We start from the raw sequence: 13893 nt of genomic DNA, 5'->3' as shown, positions 1-13893 counted from the left end.
ATCGAAGGGGTCTTGATCTCATGTCCGACCTACCCAGCGTGTTGTTCGTCTGCGTCCACAACGCGGGCCGCTCGCAGATGGCCGCCGGATTCCTCACCCACCTCGGCGGCAACTCTGTCGAGGTCCGTTCTGCCGGCAGCGCGCCCGCGGAATCCATCAACTCTGCGGCCGTCGAGGCCATGGCCGAGCTCGGCATCGATATCTCGGCGCAGTCCCCGAAGATCCTCACCCCGGACGCCGTCGACACCTCCGACGTCGTCATCACCATGGGCTGCGGCGACGCCTGCCCGGTCTTTCCTGGTGTGAGCTACCGGGACTGGGCCCTGCCCGACCCGGCCGGCAAGGGCGTCGACGCAGTCCGTCCGATCCGCGACGAGATCAAGTCCCGCGTCGAAGATCTACTCACCGAACTGGTTCCCGCGCAGGCAGGGTCACGTCGATGAGCACACCGAGTGTGCTGTTCGTGTGTGTCAAGAACGGCGGCAAGTCGCAGATGGCCGCCGGACTCATGCGCAAGGCAGCCGGGACCACCGTCGAGGTGCATTCGGCCGGCACCAAACCCGGCAGCACAGTGAACGCGCTCTCGGCGCAGTCGCTGCTCGAGGTCGGTGTCGACCTCTCCGGTGAGCACCCGAAACCGATCGACCCGGACCTCTTGGCGCGGATGGACTACGTCATCACCCTCGGCAGCGAAGCAAAGCTCGACCCGGTCGACGGTCCGAGGTTCGAGAACTGGGACACCGACGAGCCGTCCGAACGCGGGATCGACGGCATCGAGCGGATGCGCCTGGTCCGCGACGACATTGCCGCCCGCGTCGACGATCTCGCCGCACGCCTGCAGCACTGACTCTCGTCCCAGACTGCACGCTTTCGCTCCACCGTCGTACGCCCACACGCCTCTGCTCAGAAGGAGCACCTGCCATGCCAGGACGCAAAGTCGTCGCCATCGGCGGCAGCGACGCCGGAATCAGCGCGGCCCTCCGCGCCCGCGAACTCGACCCCACCGCCGAGGTCACCGTCGTCGTCGCCGACGCCTACCCCAACTTCTCCATCTGCGGAATCCCCTACTACGTCTCCGGTGAGGTCACGCACTGGACGAATCTCGCCCACCGCACCGCCGACGACCTCGCCGCCACCGGAATGCGCGTGCTCACCGACACCCGCGCCACCGCCATCGACGTCCCCGGACAGTCGCTGGCCGTCACCGGCCCGGACGGGAGCACCTACTCGCTCGACTACGACGCCTTGGTCGTCGGGACCGGCGCAGTCAGCACCCGACCGCCCATCGCCGGCCTGACGGGGCCGGACGCACTGGGACCGACCGACGGCGTGCACCTGCTGCATTCGATGGGCGACACGTTCGAGGTCATGGACTCCATCACTACCCGCGACCCGAAAACCGCAGTCATCATCGGTGCCGGGTACATCGGCCTCGAGATGGCCGAAGGATTGACCACCCGCGGGATCGCCGTCACCCAGATCGAAGCCCTCCCCGAAGTCCTCCCGACCGTCGACCCCGGGCTTGGCTCACTCGTCCACGCCGAACTCGAACGCGGCGGCGTCGAGGTCGTCACCGGCACCACCGTGTCCTCGATCGGCCGAGACGGAGACGCGCTCACGGTCACCGCCGCAACATCGGCGGGCGAAACACTTACGCGAACGGTCGATCTGGTGCTCGTCGTGGTCGGGGTCCGCCCCGATGTCACCCTCGCAGCCGATGCCGGCGCGCAGCTCGGCGACAAGGGCGCGATCGTCGTCGACGCCGGCATGCGCACGTCCCTGCCGAACGTGTTCGCCGCCGGTGACTGCGTGGTCACCCACCACCGCCTGCTCGGGTCGACGTGGCTGCCGCTGGGCACCACCGCCCACAAGCAGGGTCGGGTTGCCGGGGAGAACGCTCTCGGCGGCGACGCCGTATTCGCGGGAAGCCTCGGCACCCAGGTGGTCAAAGTCTTCGATCTCGTCGCCGCCCGCACGGGACTTCGCGAGCACGAAGCTCGCGACGCCGGCACCGGCTGGATCCCGGTGTCGACCACCTCGACTCCGGACGATCACAAGGCGTACTACCCCGGTGCGACTCCGATCTCGATCCGTATCACCGGCGACACGGTCACCGGCCGACTGCTCGGGGCTCAGCTGGTGGGACGGCGGAGCGCGGAGATCTCCAAGCGCGTCGACACCTACGCCGCCGCACTGTTCCACGAGATGACCGTCGACGGCGTCAGCGAACTCGACCTGTCCTACACCCCGCCCCTCGGTTCCCCCTGGGACGCGGTGCAAATGGCAACCCAGGCCTGGGTGCGTGAGCATCAGCTCGATGCTCAGCGCCGAACCGTCACAGTGTGACCCCACCTGACATTGCTACACCGATGACCACCACCTCCAGCGACGTGGTGGTCATCGGCGGCGGCCAAGCGGCACTCGCTGCCGGGTACTACCTTCGCCGCGCGAAGATCGACTTCGTGATCCTCGACGACCAGCCCGGCCCGGGTGGGTCGTGGCAGCACTACTGGCCCTCGCTGCACCTGTTCTCCCCCGCCGAGTACTCCCGTCTACCGGGGTGGCCGATGCCGCCGTGGCCGGCAGGCTTTCCGCCCGCCTCGCACGTCGTGGACTACCTCACCGCATACGAGAACAAGTACGACCTGCCCGTGCACCGGCCCGTCCGAGTCGACTCGGTACACCGCCGCGACGGTAGTCGTGGATACCGACTCGACACCGACCGGGGATCGCTCGACGCCGCAGCGATCGTCAACACCACAGGGACGTGGTCCCGGCCCTTCTGGCCGGCGTATCCCGGCATGCGCGACTTCGACGGAATTCAGGTGCACGCCAGCACGTATCGTGATCCATCCGAGTTCGAGGGTCGCCGTGTCGCTGTGGTCGGTGGGGGTAATTCGGCCGCGCAGATCCTCGCCGAAATCTCGACCATCACCGACACCGTGTGGTTCACCGCCCGCGAGCCCCGGTTCCTCCCCGACGACGTCGACGGCCGAGTCCTGTTCGACGTCGCCAGCGATCGTGCTCGCGCACTGGCCGCCGGCGGCGACGATTCCGGTGGGGTCGCCGGATTGGGCGATATCGTCATGGTCCCGCCCGTGAAAGAAGCGCGTGATCGCGGCGTGCTGCACAGTCGGCGCATGTTCACCGCGCTCGTCCCCGGCGGTGTCAAGGACGGCGACAACGTCGAGAAGATCGACGTCATCGTGTGGTGCACCGGATTCCGGTCGGCGCTGCGGCACCTGACGCCCCTACACCTGCCGTCGAGCCCGGACTCGCCGATTGCGTTGGATGGTAACCACGTTCGCGGAGAGCCGACCGTGGTGTTCCTCGGCTACGGCGACTGGACCGGCACGGCGTCGGCGACCTTGATCGGGGTGGGCCGCACCGCGCGGTCGGCCATCTCAGCCCTGGCGGCGGCGCTGCCGTGACCGGTGTCGGTGGCAGTCACTGCGCGTGTCGGCGTTCGAGCAGGACGGTGTCGCGCCAGCGTCCGTCGAGCTGGGCGATCCGCTCACGGATCCCGACGGTCCGATACCCCGACGCATGATGCAGCGCGATACTGGCGCGGTTCTCGGGGAATATCGAGGTCTGCAACGTCCACAGCCCGGCAGCGTCAGCTTCGGTGACTTGCTTGTGCATCAACGACTTTCCGACACCGCGGCCACGGAAACCGTCACCGACGTAGACGGAATTCTCGGCGAGACCGCGGTAGCAGTCGCGCCCCGAGACGGCAGTCAACGCCGCCCATCCGGCGACCTGGCCTTCGACCTCGGCGATCCACCGATGACCGGGAAGCCACTTGCCGTCAAGGACCGGGGCGGTAGGTACGTCGGTTTCGAACGTCGCGTTGCCGGTGGCGATTCCTTCGGCGTAGATCCGGCGCACCGCATCCCAGTCGGCGCCCGTCATCGCCCGGACGGTGACGTCGCCGGGCAGATCCGCAGGGCAGCACGGGCGCGGGGTGAGCACTCCCATCACCGCGTCGGCCGCGTGCGGGAGCCCGGTGCAGCACGTCGGGTTCACCGACACGACAGTCGTCGTGCCTCGTTTGCCGAGGGTCACGAAGCCGACGTCAGCGAGCTTGCGGACGTGGTGCGAGACCGTGGGCTGCCCGATCTCGAGGGCGTCGGCGAGCTTGCCGACCGCGATCCCAGCACCCGACGCAGCGACCAGGTGCAGGATCCGCACCCGCATCGGCTCGGCCAGGCAGGCGAACCAGTGAGCGTAGGTCGCTGCATCGTCGGCGGCGAGCGGGGCAAGGTCGGCGGGCGAGTCGACGAGTGGCGCGATCGTGGTCATCACCGAAGTATATCGATGACCGTCGATGGTTGCGAGTATCGATGGACATCGATACAGTCGCCTCATAAGTATTGATGATCGTCGATGAATGGGAGTGCAAGATGTCCGAATACCCCGTCGTGGTGATCGGCGCCGGACCTATCGGCCTGGCCGCCGCCGCACATCTGACCGAAACCGGCTCTGTTGTCGTCGTTCTCGAACGCGGACCCGGTGCTGGTGCTGCTGTGTCGGAATGGAATCACGTACGCCTGTTCTCACCCTGGTCCGAGGTCGTCGACCCCGCCGCAGCACGGCTGCTGGCACCGACAGGGTGGACCGCGCCGGACGGTGACAGCTACGCCACCGGCCGCGAATGGGTCGAGAGTTACCTCGCGCCACTGGCCGCAGTACTCGGTGATGTGGTCCGGTTCGATTCCGAGGTCGTCGGTGTCGCACGGCGGGGACGGGACCGCGTCGTCGATGCCGGACGCGACACCGAACCCCTCTCGGTCCACATCCGACACAGCGACGGCAGCGAAGAACGCATCCTGGCCCGCGCCGTCGTCGACGCCTCCGGCACCTGGGGATCACCGAACCCACTGGGCAGCGAAGGACTCCCTGCGGTCGGCGAACGTACTGCGACCCAGCGGATCTCGTACCGGGTTCCCGACCTGGCCGACGAGAAGATCCGTTCCGACTACGCCGGCAAGCACATCGTCATCGCCGGCAGTGGCCACTCCGCGCTGACCGCGCTCATCACCTTCGCTGAGCTCGCAGCCCAGGCACCTGGCACGAGACTGACGTGGGCGGTGCGGCGCGGTATCACCGACGAGGTGTTCGGCGGAGGCGAATCCGACGAACTCGCCGCCCGCGGCGCTCTGGGCCTGCGCGCGAAGAAGGCCGTCGACGACGGCTACCTCACTGTCGTGTCCGGATTCCGCACCGAAACCGTTGCACCGCAAGGTGATCAGCTCACCCTCGTCGGCGACACCGGTGCCCGCATCGAGAACGTCGATCGCATCGTGGCACTGACCGGGTTCCGGCCCGACCTGTCATGGCTGTCCGAGGTTCGCCTCGATCTCGACCCCACCCTGCAGGCCCCGAGGTTCGTAGCGGAATTGGTCGATCCGAACATGCACTCGTGTGGATCGGTGTCACCGCACGGCGTCGTCGAACTCACCCAACCCGAACCGGGTCTCTACCTGGTGGGGATGAAGAGCTACGGCCGCGCACCGACATTCCTCGCCATGACCGGCTACGAGCAGGTCCGCAGCATCGCCGCCGAACTCGCCGGCGATCACGAGGGCGCACGGAAGGTCGAACTGACCCTGCCGGATACCGGTGTCTGCGGCGGAGCGGGACTGTTCGACGACCCGAACGCCGACGCAGCCGGCAGCGGCGGATGCTGCGGAGTACCTGCTGCCCCGGAGCTGATCAGTCTCAGCGCACCGTCGCGTGACTGAACAGGTCACCGACTCGGCGTCGCTGCAGGAAGCACCGCATCCTGGGCGACGCCGAGTCCTGTCGATCCTGTGTCTCACCGAAATCACCAGCTGGGGAATCCTGTACTACGCCTTCCCCGTACTCTCCCCCGCGATCACCACGGACACCGGCTGGTCGACGTCGGTAATCGTGGCCGCGTTCTCACTGAGCCAGCTCGTCGCGGCTGTGGTCGGAATACCGGTGGGACGGATCCTGGACCGGCACGGGCCACGTTGGGTGATGACCGCCGGATCCGTTATCGCGGCCCCGGCGCTCATGGTCGTCGCCACCTCGCACAGCGTGGTCGTGTTCTACCTCGGCTGGATTGTTGCCGGGACGGCGATGGGTGCGGTGCTCTACCCGCCCGCCTTCGCCGCGCTGACGCGGTGGTGGGGCACAGACCGCGTTCGGGCGCTGATGATTCTGACTCTCGCCGCCGGGCTGGCCAGCACCGTCTTCGCACCGCTCACCGCGCTGTTGTCGAACCAGAGTGATTGGCGTCGAACATATCTGGTCCTCGCCGCAATTCTGCTTGTTGTCACAGTGCCGGGTCATCTATTTGGTCTACGCGGACGCTGGCCGAGCGTCGCTGCCCCGCAACTTGACTCACCCGCTGTGATGGGCAGAGCCGATGTCGTGCGGAGCCGCCCGTTCCTGGCACTCACCGCGTCACTGAGTCTGGCGGCGTTCGTCGCGTTCGCCGGCGTGTTCAACCTCGTGCCGCTATTGCTCGAGCACGGCGCAGACTCGACCCTCGCCGCCACCGCGCTCGCACTCGGCGGGCTCGGTCAGGTCCTCGGGCGAGTCGGATACCTTCCGCTGCAACGCTTCACTGGGGTCCGCGGACGAACAGTGGGTATCATCGCGGCCACGGCGCTGACCACCCTCGCACTTGGCGTGGTCACCTCGTTGATCACATTGGTTGCCGTCGCGGTCGGCGCCGGACTCGCGCGCGGGATATTCACGCTCATTCAGGCCACTGCCATCACCGATCGCTGGGGCCCAACTCAGTACGGGCACCTCAACGGCATCATGTCCGCACCCATCGTCATCACGATGGCACTGGCACCCTGGGCCGGATCACTGCTCGCGGACTGGACCGGCAGCTACTCCGGTGCCTACATCACTCTCGGAATCCTCGCATCGATAGCCGCAGCACTGTCGACGGCGAGTGTGCCTACTGCAGCCAGGAAAACCACGGAACCCGCAGCATCATGATCGGATTCGGTCAAACGGTCATGCTCGAGCTGTAGCTACAAGCAAGCCAATCGCCGGTACCGGTCCGTGCCCAGGCGTACAAGGTTCCCTCGACAATGCTGTCCATGGCGAGGCCTTCGGCCCGGACTTTCAAGGGTGTGGTGTCGCGGAATCGGCCGCCTCCGGATCGTCCGATGGCGAGCGCGATATTGACGTTCACCGATTTGGGTGGGTCGACGATGCGGCGGGTGGGTGGTTCGAAGGTGGTGGGCCAGGAGTCGAAGATGCCGGCCTCGTTGTCGGTGGTCATTGCGCGACGGCGACGGGCCGGTGGACGGTGAGGTCGTCGGCGGGTGTGGGTGTCCAGCGCAGGCCTGTCTCGCCGAAGGTGGGGGCGGTGAGGGTGTAGCGGCCGGTGCGGTGTGGTGTTCCGCGGCCGTGGACGGTGGTTTCGAGGGTGATCGATTTGATGCGCCCTCGGCCCTGTTCGATTCCGCCGTAGCCGCAGACGGTGGAGGCAATCGTGAGATCGGTACCGGGCATGTGTCCATCCGTTAGGACAAGGATGCTGGCATGTCGACGATTCCTGGCGAGCAAAGCCCTTGCGCGCGTTGGGGGTACGTCTCGTCCGTGCACGGTGGTGACGACCAAATCTATGCCGTCGAGACAGATCGAGGCGGCGTCGAGCGGGTCCCCTGCCCCGGGATCGACGAGGTGGACTTTCGCGAGATCCCCGCCGTGTTCGTGGACGGCGAGCAGGCTCAGTCGGGGTTGGCCGATGAGGGCGACGTGGTGGCCGGCGGCGGATGCTTCGGCGACGAGGGCGATGAGTATGGACCCGGCGCCGGTGACGGTGACGGCGGTTCCGCGGGCCAGGGCTCGGCGTGGGAGCAGCGCCGCGAGTGGTGGGGGTACGGGCATGGTGCGGAGGGTTTTGCCGCGTACAGCGCCGCTGAGCGTCTCCGGGTCGTCGGCCTCGCCCGCGAGGTCCGTACTGCCTGCGACCGGTGCCGCCGGTTCGGGTGCGGCGGTGGCGGGGAGGTCGACGGGTGCGTGGTCGCGGCGACCGCCGGGCACGGTGGCCATGCGGCGGCGCAGAACGTCGAGCTGGGTGGCTTTGTCGAGTCCGGTGAGGTCGGGGATGGCGTCGACGGTGGCCATGTGGATCGACCTTTCGCCGTGCCGGTAGGAACTACCGCCAGAATAGTCGAACGAATGTTCGACTGTCGAACGTGCTGGTCAGCTCGTTCGGCGGGGTTCGGCGACGCCGTCGAGGTCATCGGCGGTGAAGGTCCAGGCGAGGTGTCGATACAGGTGGAGCGTGCGTTTCACCTGCTCGAGGGCCTGGGAGACGGCCGGGTGGTCGGGGTCATGGCCTTCCGCTTCGATGGCTGCGCGCTCGTCGTCGTCCATGTCTTATTGGACGCACGGCATGGTGCGCCGGTTCCGGCACCAGTCATTCGCTCGAATGACTGGACGAGAAGTTTCGGAGGCGCGGCGGTGGCCGCGTCGACGGGCCGCTTCGAACGAGCCAGGGCCGCGCATCTGTGATGCGCAGCCCTGTTCGATGTTGGGTGACGGTGTTCGCCAGTGCGCCTCTCGGCAGGTGGCCGCTCGTAGCGGCTGATGGTTGGTACCCGGGGCATTGGATCGAACGCCGTCGAGTCCTACAACGACAGGGCTGTCGGTGGTATTCCATCCCGTGCGGGAGACAAAAAAGGGGGGATCCCGGCCCCGTGGTGGGACCGGGACCCCGGAGGGCCTGGCTTTAGTGGGTGCACCAGAAGGACCCGACCGGGATGACTGCTCCCGGCTGCCCGGCGCACCACCGGCAGGTGGTGTCGTGCTCGATCCGTCCGAGCACTCCCTCGGCCTCCTCGATGAGGATGGGTAGCTGTGCTGCGCTGGCGAGCGCGAGCGCTTCGGTGGCCCACCGGGCCGCGCGCGGATCTTCGGCGGGGAGCTGAGCGGCTTTGCCGATGAGCTCGGTGATGATCTGGTGATCGTTGAGCAGGTTCTTGTTCATGGCAGGGACACCTTCCAAAGGTTCGGATGAGACGTCCCCGATCGACATGACGAGGGTGGACTGTCAAACCGCGTCTTGGGAGCGTGCGACCGCGGTTTGATTGGACGGGGTCCCCGGCATGTCAGGCGGGGACGACTCGTACGACCAAATTGGTGACCCATATGGGGCGGCCCCGTCAGGGGACGTGCGACCGCTTGCGGTCGGCTTTCGATGGTTCGCCGATCGCCTACGCGGGCATCCGTCGTCGATGCCCCCGAATCCGTTGTCTCCGATGCTCGCCACTCCTGGCCCGCTCCCGTCCGGACCGGCCTGGGTGTGGGAATGGAAGTGGGACGCAACTGCGCGGGTTCACAGAAACTCGCGGACGATAGCGGCGCAACTCGCGCGTGGGTGGAGCATCAACCCCTGAGGGACAACCGCATTCGCAGACTGGCGACCATCAAACGCCTTCTGCGGCCGCCAGCACAGCCTCGCGTTGGATCCGGCAAAACCACTGCCGTCTACCGATCGGCTCCGGCCCACCCCTTCCCTCATACCCCCACGGGTACTTGCATACCCCCCTAGGTATGTGTCACAGTAGGGATGTACCCGCCAGAAAGGACCGCCATGTGCTACCCCGTCCCGTGCCCGGCATGCGGTAAGACCACCTGGGCTGGCTGCGGTCGACATGTCGACAGCGTCATGAAGAACGTTCCGCGGTCGCAGCAGTGCTCCTGCTCCATGGAGACACCCGCCCCAGCTACACGCGACAACTTCTTTCGTTCCCTGTTTCGTCGCTGACCCCCACCCCAACAGCACTCCACTGCATTTCGCAGGAATCTCTGGGCGTCTTCAACACTTCTGAATACCCCCACCCGTATTAGGAGAAGCAATTGTGACCAAGCCCGCTACCGCGGCGGCCACCGGCCGCCACGACCGCCATCGGCCACCGGCACCCGGCGCACTAGGCCGCCTGGGAAGCACGATGGTCGCGCGTCGCCGGTGGGTGTTCGGCATCTGGCTGATCGCCCTCGTTGCTCTGGGATCGGCTGCGCCATCGGTGTTCTCATCCTTGGCCGGGGCCGGCTGGCAGGCCAACGGTTCCGAATCCGTCCAGGTCCGCGAGCTCGCCCAGCAGCATTTCGGCGGCAATTCCTCTGCAGCAGTGCAGGTGGTCGTTCACTCCGACACCGCCACGATCGAAGACGCAGCGATGCAGCAGACACTCACCGACGTCGCGGCCGTATTCGACGGTGACACTCGCTTCGGTGAGGTCATCGCCCCCCAGCCGGGCATGACGATCAGTCCCGACGGTCACACCGGCATCTTGATCGCCGGCGCAAACGCGAGTACCGACGACATGGTCAAGGCCGTCGACGAGGTGAAGGGCGAGCTGACCGAACTCTCCGGCGACGGCATCGAGGTCTACCCGACCGGATCCTCCGCACTGTGGTCGGACTTCAACAAGGCCAACCACGACGCCATGATTCAGGCCGAATTGTTCTCCTGGCCGGTCACTTTGGCGATCATGGTGCTCGCGTTCGGCTCCCTCGTCGCCGCGGGATTGCCGCTGCTACTCACCGTTGCCGGCCTGGTCGCATCCGCAGGCGGACTCGTTCTGCTCAACGGCGTCACGCCGATCTCGGTGTGGGCGATGAACTTCGCGATGATGTTCGCCCTCGCCCTCGGAATCGACTACGCCCTGTTCATCGTCGCCAGGTTCCGCGACGCACTGCGCAACGCCGATCCACGTGCCGCGGTCGCCGAAACCATGGACACCGCAGGCAAAGCCGTGGTCCTGTCCGGTCTGACGGTCTTGGTGAGCCTCTCGGCCGTCCTGCTCGTTCCCGCACCGGCGGTGCGCACCATGGCCGTCGGCATCATGCTCGCCGTGACCTTCGTGCTGATCGCCACCATGACCCTGCTCCCCGCAACCCTGGGTGCACTCGGTTCCAAGGTCAACGCCGCCTCCCTGCCCTACGCCAAGCGCCAGCAGCACCGCTCCCCGAAATTCGCAGCCTGGGGTGAACTGCTCCACAAGCACCCCTGGCCGTTCGCTCTGGTCTCCGTCGGCATCCTCATTGCGCTGGCCCTTCCGGTCCTCGGACTGAAAGTGGCGATGCCCTCGATCGCCGTCGTCCCCGAAGACGCACCGGTTCGCCAGGGTTACGAGCTCGTCCAGGCCCAGTTCGGTGCCGGCGCACCCGGCGCACTGCAGATCGTCGTCCCGTCCGCGGATGCCGCCGCGACCGCCACGGCAGCCAGTACCGTCGACGGGATCTCGATGGTCACTCCGCCCCAGCCTGCCGCGGACGGCTCGAACTACTCACTGCTACAAGCACTTCCCACCGTTGACCCCTCGGACGAGAGAATGGGCACCATCCTCGGTGACCTGCGCGCCGAACTCCCGGAGTCGGCGTTGGTCGGCGGTGCCCCAGCGGAGAACCTCGATCTGCAGCAAGCCCTCAACGACTACCTACCGCTGGTGATCGGGATCATCCTCGCGCTCGGTTTCATCCTGCTGCTCGTCGCACTCCAAGCACCGCTGATCGCGATCCTCGGCACCGCAGTCAGTCTGCTCTCGACCGCCGCAGCGTTCGGGGTCGCGAAGCTGATCTTCCAGGACGGGCACGGCGCATCACTGCTCGGATTCACCCCGCAAGGCTTCCTCGACGGCTGGGGACCGGTGTTCTTCTTCGCGATGATCTTCGCCATCGCCATGGACTACACCGTGTTCCTGCTCGCCACCGCCAAAGAGCACTACGAGAAGACCGGCGACCCGAAAGCCGCCCAGGTCGACGGCCTCGCCCACTCCGGCCGCGTCATCTTCGCCGCCGCCGCGGTCATGGTCGCCGTGTTCTTCACCTTCGCACTCTCCGATCCGCTCCCACCGAAAGAAATGGGCATCATCCTCGGCGTCGCGGTACTGCTCGACGCCTTCCTGATCAGGCTCATCCTGCTGCCGGTCCTGCTGCGTTTGAGCGGACACGCCGCATGGTGGTCACCGGCCTGGCTGCGCAAGGTGTTGCCCTCGATCAGCTTCTCGCACTGACACTCTCACCGCACCGAACGGAGCAATCATGACCGATCCGAACACCACCCGCTCGTCCGCGTTCGCGGGATGGCCGATCGAACGTATCGTCCCCGCCCTCGCCGCCGGCGTCACCGCCACCGGCCTGGCCCTCGGCGAACTCCACGCACCGCAGTGGCGACTGCTCAGCGCGTTCGCTGCCGCCAACCTCGCCCTCTACGCAGCGGTCGGCTGGTGCCCGGCCAGCGCACTGCTCACCAGGGTGGGCGTGCCGAGTATTCGCCAGCCCCGAATCGGGTAGGCCCAGATCACCGCAGTTCGACGACCGAAAGGAACTTCCCTTATGAACATCGCACTCTCGACCACTCTGACCGACACCGACTTCGACACCGCAGTCGACGCCGTCAAAGCCTCCCTCGCAGATCAGGGCTTCGGTGTTCTCACCGAAATCGACATGCAGGCCACGTTGAAGGCCAAGCTCGGCGAGGACATGGAGCAGTATCTGATCCTCGGTGCCTGCAATCCGTCCCTCGCGCACCGCGCCGTCGGGGTCATGCGCCAGATCGGCTTGCTGTTGCCGTGCAATGTCGTCGTCCGCGCCGACACCTCCGCTTCCGGATCGGTCATTGTCGAAGCGATGAACCCCGACATCATGGTCCAAGCGACCGGCGAGCCAGCACTGTCCGACGTCGCGGCCGAGGCCACCACCAAGCTCCAGGCCGCCATCGACGCACTCGGTGGCCAGGACGCAGCCCACAGCTGATGACCCTGACGCTGGCACTGGTCCTCGGCGTCGCCGTCGGCATCCTGCTCGGTCTCCTCGGAGGCGGCGGGTCGATCCTCGCCGTCCCGGTTCTCGTCTACGCCCTGGGAATGGACCTGTCGGAGGCGATACCGACATCGTTGCTGGTGATCGGTGTCGCCTCGGCGACCGGGGCCATCCCCAAGGTGCGGGCGAAGCTCGTCGAATGGCGACTGGCGGCGATCTTCGCGGCCACCGGTATCGTCGGCACGCTGGTCGGCAGCGTCCTGGGCAGGCATCTGCCCGAGGCCGCAGTGATGATCGGCTTCGCGATCGTCATGATCATCGCCGGGGCGCGGATGCTGCGCAGCACCGACGATGTCGGAACCGCTTGCAAGACAGGAAGTTCCGGGATCGATTGGCGGCGATGCGCACCACGGTCCATACCGACCGGGTTCGGGGTCGGTGTCCTCACCGGACTGTTCGGCGTCGGCGGAGGATTTCTGATCATCCCCGCTCTGGTGCTGTTGCTGGGAATCGAGATGAGTGTCGCTGTCGGAACGTCGCTGGTGGTCATCGTCGCCAACTCCGCCGCCGGACTGATCGCTCAGGCCGACGGGCTCGGCGGGAACTGGCCACTGACAGCCGCGTTCGCCGGTGCTGCGATCGCAGGCTCGCTGGTCGCCGGAAAACTGAGCACACGCATCGACACCGACAAGCTGCGCACGTGGTTCGCCTACCTGGTGTTCGCCGTCGCGGGCTATGTACTTGTCGACACCCTCGTTCTTTCATGACCGACTGCACACACCGAACCGATGCCCCCGGGGGTAATCTGGAACGACTACCACCATCACACACCCTCAGGAGACCGCAATGATCGGCGACGAAGACAGCATCGCATTGGTACTCAACCGTCTGCGCCGCGCACACGGCCAACTCGCCGGTGTGATCGGCATGATCGAGAACGGACGCGACTGCAAAGACGTCGTCACTCAACTCGCCGCCGTCTCCCGCGCTCTCGACAAAGCCGGATTCAAGATCGTGGCCACCGGCCTTCGTGAATGCATGACCGGCGACACCGCAGACAACAAAGAGCCCATGACCGAAGCAGAACTGGAAAAGCTCTTCCTCGCACTGGCCTGAACGAGGACGTTT

General features: G+C 66.5%; 16 protein-coding genes. 11 read left to right on the top strand and 5 right to left on the bottom strand.

Annotated features, from left to right (window positions below; all coding sequences use genetic code 11):
• Window positions 1-20: 20 nt before the first annotated feature.
• The 4 genes from CH268_RS00810 to CH268_RS00795 all read left to right on the top strand — a co-directional run bounded on the left by CH268_RS00810 (window position 21) and on the right by CH268_RS00795 (window position 3431).
• Window positions 21-443: an arsenate reductase ArsC gene (locus CH268_RS00810; protein WP_094661938.1), complete on the top strand. Its 423-nt coding sequence runs from the start codon at window positions 21-23 to the stop codon at window positions 441-443.
• Window positions 440-847: an arsenate-mycothiol transferase ArsC gene (locus CH268_RS00805; RefSeq protein WP_094661936.1), complete on the top strand. Its 408-nt coding sequence runs from the start codon at window positions 440-442 to the stop codon at window positions 845-847. Before CH268_RS00810 ends, CH268_RS00805 begins: the two co-directional genes overlap by 4 nt.
• 74 nt (window positions 848-921) lie before the next feature.
• Complete coding sequence (locus CH268_RS00800; RefSeq protein WP_094661934.1) at window positions 922-2346, top strand: FAD-dependent oxidoreductase; 1425 nt, start codon at window positions 922-924, stop codon at window positions 2344-2346.
• A gap of 23 nt (window positions 2347-2369) precedes the next feature.
• Window positions 2370-3431, top strand: coding sequence for an ArsO family NAD(P)H-dependent flavin-containing monooxygenase (locus tag CH268_RS00795; RefSeq protein WP_094661932.1), 1062 nt, complete (start codon window positions 2370-2372; stop codon window positions 3429-3431).
• Window positions 3432-3447: 16 nt separating this feature from the next.
• Here CH268_RS00795 and CH268_RS00790 read toward each other — a convergent pair whose 3' ends face one another.
• Window positions 3448-4302, bottom strand: coding sequence for a metalloregulator ArsR/SmtB family transcription factor (locus CH268_RS00790; RefSeq protein WP_094661930.1), 855 nt, complete (start codon window positions 4300-4302; stop codon window positions 3448-3450).
• 101 nt (window positions 4303-4403) lie between these two features.
• On the opposite strand from CH268_RS00790, the gene CH268_RS00785 reads away from it, so the two are divergent.
• Together CH268_RS00785 and CH268_RS00780 are read left to right on the top strand one after the other, a co-directional pair.
• A complete protein-coding gene (locus CH268_RS00785) occupies window positions 4404-5744 on the top strand; it encodes an NAD(P)-binding domain-containing protein (RefSeq protein WP_094662178.1) in 1341 nt (446 codons plus the stop codon).
• Window positions 5737-6981: an MFS transporter gene (locus CH268_RS00780; RefSeq protein WP_206489112.1), complete on the top strand. Its 1245-nt coding sequence runs from the start codon at window positions 5737-5739 to the stop codon at window positions 6979-6981. Before CH268_RS00785 ends, CH268_RS00780 begins: the two co-directional genes overlap by 8 nt.
• Before the next feature lie 10 nt (window positions 6982-6991).
• On the opposite strand, the gene CH268_RS00775 is transcribed toward CH268_RS00780, so the two are convergent.
• From CH268_RS00775 to CH268_RS00760, 4 genes are all read right to left on the bottom strand, one after another.
• Complete coding sequence (locus CH268_RS00775; protein WP_094661928.1) at window positions 6992-7270, bottom strand: hypothetical protein; 279 nt, start codon at window positions 7268-7270, stop codon at window positions 6992-6994.
• The gene (locus CH268_RS00770) at window positions 7267-8121 is read right to left on the bottom strand and encodes a hypothetical protein (RefSeq protein WP_094661926.1); all 855 of its coding nucleotides are present in this window, start codon (window positions 8119-8121) and stop codon (window positions 7267-7269) included. Before CH268_RS00770 ends, CH268_RS00775 begins: the two co-directional genes overlap by 4 nt.
• A gap of 78 nt (window positions 8122-8199) precedes the next feature.
• Window positions 8200-8373 carry a hypothetical protein gene (locus tag CH268_RS27660; protein WP_155289016.1) on the bottom strand — a complete coding sequence of 58 codons (174 nt, stop codon included), beginning with the start codon at window positions 8371-8373 and terminating at the stop codon, window positions 8200-8202.
• Between the two features lie 355 nt (window positions 8374-8728).
• Window positions 8729-8986, bottom strand: a complete 258-nt coding sequence (locus CH268_RS00760) for a hypothetical protein (RefSeq protein ID WP_032382541.1) — start codon at window positions 8984-8986, stop codon at window positions 8729-8731.
• 964 nt (window positions 8987-9950) lie between these two features.
• Here CH268_RS00760 and CH268_RS00750 point away from each other — a divergent pair.
• The 5 genes from CH268_RS00750 to CH268_RS00730 all read left to right on the top strand — a co-directional run bounded on the left by CH268_RS00750 (window position 9951) and on the right by CH268_RS00730 (window position 13881).
• Window positions 9951-12017 (top strand): MMPL family transporter, encoded by a 2067-nt coding sequence (locus tag CH268_RS00750; protein WP_027494152.1) that lies wholly within the window; start codon window positions 9951-9953, stop codon window positions 12015-12017.
• Between the two features lie 28 nt (window positions 12018-12045).
• Window positions 12046-12297: a YgaP-like transmembrane domain gene (locus CH268_RS00745; RefSeq protein WP_032382543.1), complete on the top strand. Its 252-nt coding sequence runs from the start codon at window positions 12046-12048 to the stop codon at window positions 12295-12297.
• Between the two features lie 42 nt (window positions 12298-12339).
• Window positions 12340-12759 (top strand): DUF302 domain-containing protein, encoded by a 420-nt coding sequence (locus tag CH268_RS00740; protein WP_027494150.1) that lies wholly within the window; start codon window positions 12340-12342, stop codon window positions 12757-12759.
• On the top strand, window positions 12759-13532 hold the full coding sequence (locus tag CH268_RS00735; RefSeq protein ID WP_027494149.1) for a sulfite exporter TauE/SafE family protein: 774 nt from the start codon (window positions 12759-12761) through the stop codon (window positions 13530-13532). Before CH268_RS00740 ends, CH268_RS00735 begins: the two co-directional genes overlap by 1 nt.
• A gap of 79 nt (window positions 13533-13611) precedes the next feature.
• A complete protein-coding gene (locus tag CH268_RS00730) occupies window positions 13612-13881 on the top strand; it encodes a metal-sensitive transcriptional regulator (RefSeq protein WP_027494148.1) in 270 nt (89 codons plus the stop codon).
• Window positions 13882-13893: the final 12 nt, after the last annotated feature.

Source organism: Rhodococcus sp. 06-1460-1B, assembly GCF_002258475.1.
Lineage (GTDB): Bacteria > Actinomycetota > Actinomycetes > Mycobacteriales > Mycobacteriaceae > Rhodococcoides > Rhodococcoides fascians.
This window is presented reverse-complemented; position numbering and strand designations above follow the sequence as displayed.